This window comes from Desulfuromonadales bacterium, assembly GCA_035620395.1.
Classification (GTDB): Bacteria; Desulfobacterota; Desulfuromonadia; order Desulfuromonadales; family DASPGW01; genus DASPGW01.
Genome location: DASPGW010000190.1, coordinates 1 through 6,471, shown reverse-complemented (window position 1 = coordinate 6,471; position 6,471 = coordinate 1). Strand labels below are relative to the sequence as shown.

At 64.3% G+C, this 6,471-nt stretch carries 6 protein-coding genes and 1 tRNA gene; 3 read left to right on the top strand and 4 right to left on the bottom strand.

Annotated features, from left to right (window positions below; translation table 11 throughout):
- Nucleotides 1-554: 554 nt before the first annotated feature.
- Together nifV and VD811_10385 are read left to right on the top strand one after the other, a co-directional pair.
- Nucleotides 555-1,688, top strand: a complete 1,134-nt coding sequence (nifV, locus tag VD811_10390; GenBank protein ID HXV21380.1) for a homocitrate synthase — start codon at nucleotides 555-557, stop codon at nucleotides 1,686-1,688.
- Nucleotides 1,689-1,745: 57 nt separating this feature from the next.
- Entirely contained in the window at nucleotides 1,746-2,558 is an 813-nt protein-coding gene (locus VD811_10385) for a GNAT family N-acetyltransferase (GenBank protein HXV21379.1), read from the top strand.
- A gap of 7 nt (nucleotides 2,559-2,565) precedes the next feature.
- Here the strand turns inward: VD811_10385 and VD811_10380 are convergent, their stop codons facing one another.
- The 4 genes from VD811_10380 to VD811_10365 form a co-directional block, all read right to left on the bottom strand.
- A complete protein-coding gene (locus tag VD811_10380; protein HXV21378.1) occupies nucleotides 2,566-3,162 on the bottom strand; it encodes a hypothetical protein in 597 nt (198 codons plus the stop codon).
- A gap of 186 nt (nucleotides 3,163-3,348) precedes the next feature.
- A complete protein-coding gene (locus VD811_10375) occupies nucleotides 3,349-3,570 on the bottom strand; it encodes a twin-arginine translocase TatA/TatE family subunit (GenBank protein ID HXV21377.1) in 222 nt (73 codons plus the stop codon).
- Nucleotides 3,571-3,653: 83 nt separating this feature from the next.
- Nucleotides 3,654-4,577: a M23 family metallopeptidase gene (locus VD811_10370; GenBank protein ID HXV21376.1), complete on the bottom strand. Its 924-nt coding sequence runs from the start codon at nucleotides 4,575-4,577 to the stop codon at nucleotides 3,654-3,656.
- Between the two features lie 203 nt (nucleotides 4,578-4,780).
- Nucleotides 4,781-4,857 (bottom strand) — tRNA-Met (locus tag VD811_10365).
- 165 nt (nucleotides 4,858-5,022) lie between these two features.
- Here VD811_10365 and VD811_10360 point away from each other — a divergent pair.
- Complete coding sequence (locus VD811_10360; protein HXV21375.1) at nucleotides 5,023-6,396, top strand: sodium:solute symporter family protein; 1,374 nt, start codon at nucleotides 5,023-5,025, stop codon at nucleotides 6,394-6,396.
- Nucleotides 6,397-6,471: the final 75 nt, after the last annotated feature.

The window sequence follows — 6,471 nt, the reverse complement described above, 5'->3', positions numbered from 1 at the left end:
CAGAACGGCCTGGTAGCCGTAGATGCCCATGATTATGTCCCAGAGAGGACGGTCGTCGCTTCGCGGTCCCCTCTCCCCGGCAGAATTGTCCTGGCTCATGGAATCCTCCTTGCTGCCAAATTATCCTGAAAACGGCATTTACTCGCGCAAAGGCGCCAAGGCCGCAAAGAAATTCAAATACTTATGAAGATGTAGACCCGCACCAATCAGGCTAAACGCCAGGGTCAGATAACCGCCTGATTTTCCTCTGCGTTCTTTGCGAGCTTTGCGCGAAACTGCTTTTTCCAGGTTTAACGGTTTCACCAGTCACGCATCACCAGTTACGGGTTTTTTGCAGGCAACCTTGCCTGCTTTTGCGGCAGCTTCCCCCCCCTGGCTCGGCAGCAACCCCGCATTTTTCAGGACTTTTCCTTGGCACGCCCTGTGCTATATGATGGAGTGACAGAGTCAGTTCACCGGCAGCGCCGCCGGCAGACGGGCAGAGCAGCCCCGGGACCCCCAACAAGGTCCCGGGGCTTTTTCGTGGCATCGACACGGAGGCGAGCATGGAGAGCATGAAAGAGAGAAAAATCGTCATCGACGACACCACCCTGCGCGACGGCGAACAGACCGCCGGCGTCGTCTTCTCCCTCGAGGAGAAAAAGCGCATCGCCCGCATGCTCGACCAGATCGGCGTGCAGGAGCTCGAATGCGGCATTCCGGCGATGGGCGCCGAGGAGCAGGCGAGCGTCAGGGCGCTGGTCGACATGGGCCTCGCGGCGCGGCTGATCACCTGGAACCGGGCCGTGGTGGCGGACATCCAGGCCTCCATCGACGCCGGCGTGACGGCGGTCGACATCTCCCTGTCGGTCTCCGACCTGCACATCGCCCACAAGCTGCGCAAGAGCCGCGACTGGGTCAGGGAGCAGTTGAAGGTGGCTCTCGGCTTCGCCAAGGAGCGGGGGCTCTACGTCTCGGTCGGCGGCGAGGACTCCAGCCGCGCCGACCTCGACTTCCTGGCCGAACTGATGACCATCGCCAGGGGGATGGGGGCCGACCGCTTCCGCTACTGCGACACCCTCGGCATTCTCGATCCCTTCTGCATGTACGAGAATATCCGGTTCCTGCGGCAGCGGGTCCCCGACCTGGATATCGAGGTGCACACCCACAACGACCTGGGGATGGCGACCGCCAACGCCATCGCCGGCCTGCGCGCCGGGGCGACCTTCGTCAACACCACCGTCAACGGACTGGGGGAGCGGGCCGGCAACGCCGCCCTGGAGGAGGTGGTGATGGCCCTCAAGCACGCCTGCGGCGTCGATCCGGGTATCGACACCCACCGCTTCGTCGAGCTCTCGCGCTTCGTCGGGAAAGCCAGCTGCCGGCCGGTCCCCGAGTGGAAGGCGGTGGTCGGGGAAAAGGTCTTCTCCCACGAATCGGGGCTGCACGCCGACGGCGTGCTGAAGAATCCGGGCAACTACGAGGGATTCGACCCGGCCGAGGTCGGCCTCGCCCGCCACCTGGTGCTCGGCAAGCACTCGGGGAGCCACGGCCTGATCCACCGCCTGCGCCAGCTCGGCATCGAACTCGACCGGCTCGAGGCGAACGACCTGCTGGAGCGGGTGCGCAGCATCTCCCAGCGCAACAAGCGGCCGCTCTCCGACCAGGAACTGCTGACCCTCTGCCGCTCGCAGCGGAAAGTGGCATGAAAGGAAGGATGAAGGCAATAAGCAAGGCGTTCCCCTTGCCGTTGCCGAGGAGGGATTATGGAAATCATGGCGCCGACGGATGCGGACTGGCAGGTCTTTCTTGCTCTGGCGCGGGCGGAAGGCTGGCGGGTGCCGAAAAGCGAACTGGCCCTCTTCCGCGGGCCGCTGGCGGGGAGCGCCTTCGTCCTGCGCCGCGGCGAAGACGTGCTCGGCTTCGTCACCGCCGTGGCGCACGAGAAAAGCGGCTGGATCGGCAACCTGATCGTTCCTGGCACCTGCCGTGGACGCGGCTATGGGGCCCTGCTTTTCGACCACGCCGTGGACGTGCTGGAGCGGCTGGGCGTCGCGAGCATCTGGCTGACCGCCTCACCCTCGGGGCGCCCCCTGTACGAGAAGAAGGGGTTCGCCGTCATCGATGGGGTGGTGCGCTGGACGCTCAAGGCGGAAGGCGGAAGCCTGGCCGAAGAAGGAAAGACGGATATCGCGGGGCTTCTGGCCGGCGACGTCCAGGTCTGGGGTGAGTCGCGCAACCGTCTGCTGTCGCCACTGGCCCGGGCGGGAGAGGTCTTCGCCTGCGGCCGCACGGTGGCGCTGCTGCAGGGCGGCCAGGGCATGCAGGTGCTCGGGCCGTGGATCTCCGCAGAGTGCTGCCCGCGGGAGAACCGCCGTCTGCTGCTGGCCGTTCTCGGGGCGGCGGCGGAGCGGACCGAGTTGGTAACGGACGCGATCGAATCCTCGCCGCTTCAGTCGCTGCTGCGAGCGGCCGGCTTCACCCGGCAGGGGCGCTGCGACCTGATGGTACGGGGAGAGACGGGCGGGGTTCGCCTGGCGGATCTGGTGTCGCTGGCCAGCCTGGGGAGCATGGGGTAAAGGCAGGTCAGAAATCGAGTTTCAGACCGAATGAGAGGTGGTGGTCGTCGCTCGCGGGTTCGGCGGGGTTCAGGCCGAGGCCGGAGAGCTCTTCGGGCAGGTTGCCGGTCGAGTAGCGGTAGCCGAGATTGAGCCGGGCGGATTGGCTCAGGTCACATTTCAGGCCGGCGCCGAGCAGGTATTCCTGCCGCTCGGCCTCTCGTTCCGCTTCGTATCTGGAGAGGCCCGGGGTCGCCTCCGCGTCGGGACCGGTGGCGACACCGGCGCCGACGTACGGGGTGACGCTGCTGTCGTTCTTGATGCGCAGGGCGGCCAGGTCCTGTTCCGCAGCAAGTTCGACGGAGGATTTGTCGGTTTGGGTAGAGCCGGCAACCGGGCTGCCGCCGATGAGCGCCTCGTTGAGCCGGTATCCCTTCTCGTCGGCAGAATTGCCATTCGACTCGGGGGGGGCGGGACCCTTCAGGTGGTCGGTCTGGAGAAAGACCCGCGGGGGCTTGATCAGGGGATTCGGGCAGGCACTTTCGGAAGCGAAAAGCGTTCCGGCTGCCAGCATGATCAGAAGCAGGCCCCCTGGAAAAACAGCCAGCCCATATTTCATCGCCATTCATCCTCCGGTGCGGGAAATCAATTCACAGACTAAGCTTAGCCCGAAACACCCGCTGAATGCAACCCGGCGAGCGGAAAAAAAGCGGCGCAGGACCGGGCAGTTCTGCCGAAATAACCAACAGGGTCAGGCTGCCGGAATGGATCGGTGCGGGGTTTTCAGATCAATAAAATAGGGGGGCGGGCTTCATTTTGGCGGCAGATCGGCAGACGGGTCTTCCTTCCTCTTTTCCAGTGGCGCCGGTTTGTTCTCCTCCTCTTTCTCCTCGGTCACATCTTTCAACCCATCCTTCAGGTTTCGCAGTCCCTTGCCCAAGGCGCTGCCTACCTGGGGAAGCTTGCCGGCGCCAAAAATCATGAGCACCAGGACAAGGATGATGATCAACTCCTGGGTTCCAAGTCCGAACATGCGCAAATCCTCCTTTCACTTGAGTTGACCCTATCTTACACAGGGCGGTGAAAATTCTCAATGGCACATGCCGCCCGGTTTTCTCAATTCATGGAAACCTTCATCCCGGCCTCGGGGGTAAAAGGCCTTCCGTATTTGTCCGCAAAAACGAACGGCAGGGACCTCAATTCCATCCCGAAATTCTTCTGGACGGCAAAATGCAGGTGCGGTCCCGTGGAGTAGCCGGTGCTGCCGGCCTCGGCGATGAACTGGCCCTCTTCGATCCTTGAGCCGATGGGGTATTGCACCGTCTCCAGCTTGAGGTGGGCGTAGACCGCCATCGTTCCATCGTCGTGCAGCACCCGGACGTAGTTGGCCTTCCCCCGGAACCGAGCATCCCCTCCGCCGGTGAAAAAGTCGTTGGCCACATCCATGATCACCCCCGACCTGGCGGCCAGAATCCTCGTCCCTTGCGGCATGGCGATATCTACGGCGTACTGGTTCTGGGGACCGGAATGCGATTTGCCGCCCTTGAAGGACTGGGTAATCCGGAATTCCCGTCCGGCCGGTATCGGCAGCCGATACGGCTTTTTCGGCCGGTGCTCGGCGCGGGGATCGCCGAAGACATGGGTATGCTTGTAGGTATAGGAATACTCCTGCCCCGGCTGAGTGCGCCAAAGCCGGACGGTCTCCAACTCGCTTGAGCCGGGGATCACGAACCGGGCGGGAAGCTTGTGGTTGGATGCGACGTTGACGCAGTTGGGGAGATCGATGCTCACTTCCACGGGGCCGCGATATTCGTTGACGGCCACCAGTTTGCAATTCTCGTCCTTGCCCACCTTTTTCAGGCTGAGGCGCGACCTGACACTTCCAACATCAACCTGGCTCACCTCGAAGTTCCGCACATCCGGCTGCCGGTCAGAAAAGACGATCGTCCCCTTGGCATCCTTGTGCTTGTAGAGTTTTTCGGCCTGCGCGAGGCCGGCAAGGGCGAGGAGAAGGCAAATGGAGAGGAAGATTCTTGGCACGAGCGCACCCTGCCTTTTGGCAAAAACAATAAGGGCTTGCAGAGGGAGATAACCGGCGGGGGTTCTGGTTCCCCGTGAAGAGATTTCTTTATACAGCATCTTCTGAGCGGAGGAAACGGATATTTCCGGGATGGCGAGGGGGGAAACGGGGGGTGTAGACATCAAAAAAGGACCGACATCTCTGCCGATCCTTTCAATGATTTTGGTTGCGGGGGAAGGATTTGAACCTTCGACCTTCGGGTTATGAGCCCGACGAGCTACCAGACTGCTCCACCCCGCGACAACGGAGGTGAACAATACGTCAAGCCTGGGAGGATGTCAACCACCGAATCGTGTTTTTGAAAATTACCATGGAGAAAGAGATGGACAATCCCCGGGGCCGGTGGTATGAAAACAGCGCCCCGAACGTCTGCCGGCGACGGATGCCCGGCGCCCTGGAAAGCCGATGCAACCGTTGTCTCCATCCTTTCTGCTCGCCTTCGCCGCCACCCTCACAGGGCTCGCCCTGATCGCCTGGCGGCCGCGCCTGCGCAGCGCCGCCGATTTCACCCTGGCCGGCCGCGCGGCTGGGCCCTGGCACGTCGCCGGAGCGATCATGGGAACCCTGGTCGGCGGCGCCTCGACCATCGGCACTGCCCAGCTCGCCTTCAGCTTCGGACTCTCCGCCTGGTGGTTCACCCTCGGTTCCGGCCTCGCCTGCCTGCTGCTCGGACTCTTCCTCGCCGGCCCCCTGCGGGAGGGGGAAGTGACGACCATCCCCGAGTTCATCGCCCGCTATTACGGGGACCGGGCCCGGGTCGCCGCCAGCCTCTTTTCGGCCGTTGGCATGTTCATCCACATCGTCGCCCAGTTGCTGGCCGCCGGCGCCCTGCTGAGCGCCCTGTTCGGCTGGTCGACGGCCGCTGCCGCCCTGGCCGCCGCCGGACTGGTCGCCCTGATCACCCTCGGCGGCGGCATGCGGGGAGCCGGGCCGCTCGGCCTGGCCAAACTCATCCTGCTCTATGGCGTCATGCTGCTGGCCGGTTCCCGGGCCCTTGGCCTCTCCGGCGGCTGGAGTGCGCTGACCGGCGCCTTCCCCGCCTTCCCCTGGTTCAGCCTTTTCGGTTACGGCGTCGGCGCCGGCCTCAACGACCTGCTCTCCATGCTGGTCGGCGTGGTCTCCACCCAGACCTACCTGCAGGCGATCTTCGCCGCCCGCGACCGGCGGGCCGCCCGGCAGGGAGCGCTGCTCAGCGCCCTGCTGATCCCGCCGCTCGGGCTCTGCGGCATCGCCGTCGGGCTCGCCATGCGCCTTTCCCGCCCGGAACTCGACAGCGTCCAGGCCCTGCCGGCTTTTCTGACCCAGCATTTTCCACCGGCCCTGGCCGGCATCGCCTTCGCTGCCCTGCTGATCGCCGCCATCGTCACCGCTTCCGGCCTCACCCTCGGCGCCGGCACCACCCTGCAGCTCGACGTGCTGGCGCGCTTCGGCCGCGGCGGCACGGAGCTGAAACGCCTGCGCCTGGTGTCGCTCGGCGTGCTGCTGTCGGCGCTCGCCCTGCTCCTGTTCAACCTCGGCTCGACCATCCTGCAGTGGAGCTTCCTGTCGATGGGACTGCGCGGCGCCACTCTCTGCCTGCCGCTGCTGGCCGCGGTCTACCTGCGCGGCCGCTCCCCCGCCCGGGCCGGCGCCCTGGCCATCTTTCTCGCCCCCGTTGCTACGGTAGCGGCCGGACTCGCCGGCTGGCCCCCCATTCCGCCGCTTTACCCGGGGTTAGGGCTTGCACTCCTGCTGCTGCTGGCGGGGCTTTGGCTGGAACGGCCGGGGGGCGGTAAATAACCCTGGAAATGCAGTCTCACGCGAAGCCGCGAAGTGCGCGAAGAAATTCGAAATCATATGAACGAAACCTAAATG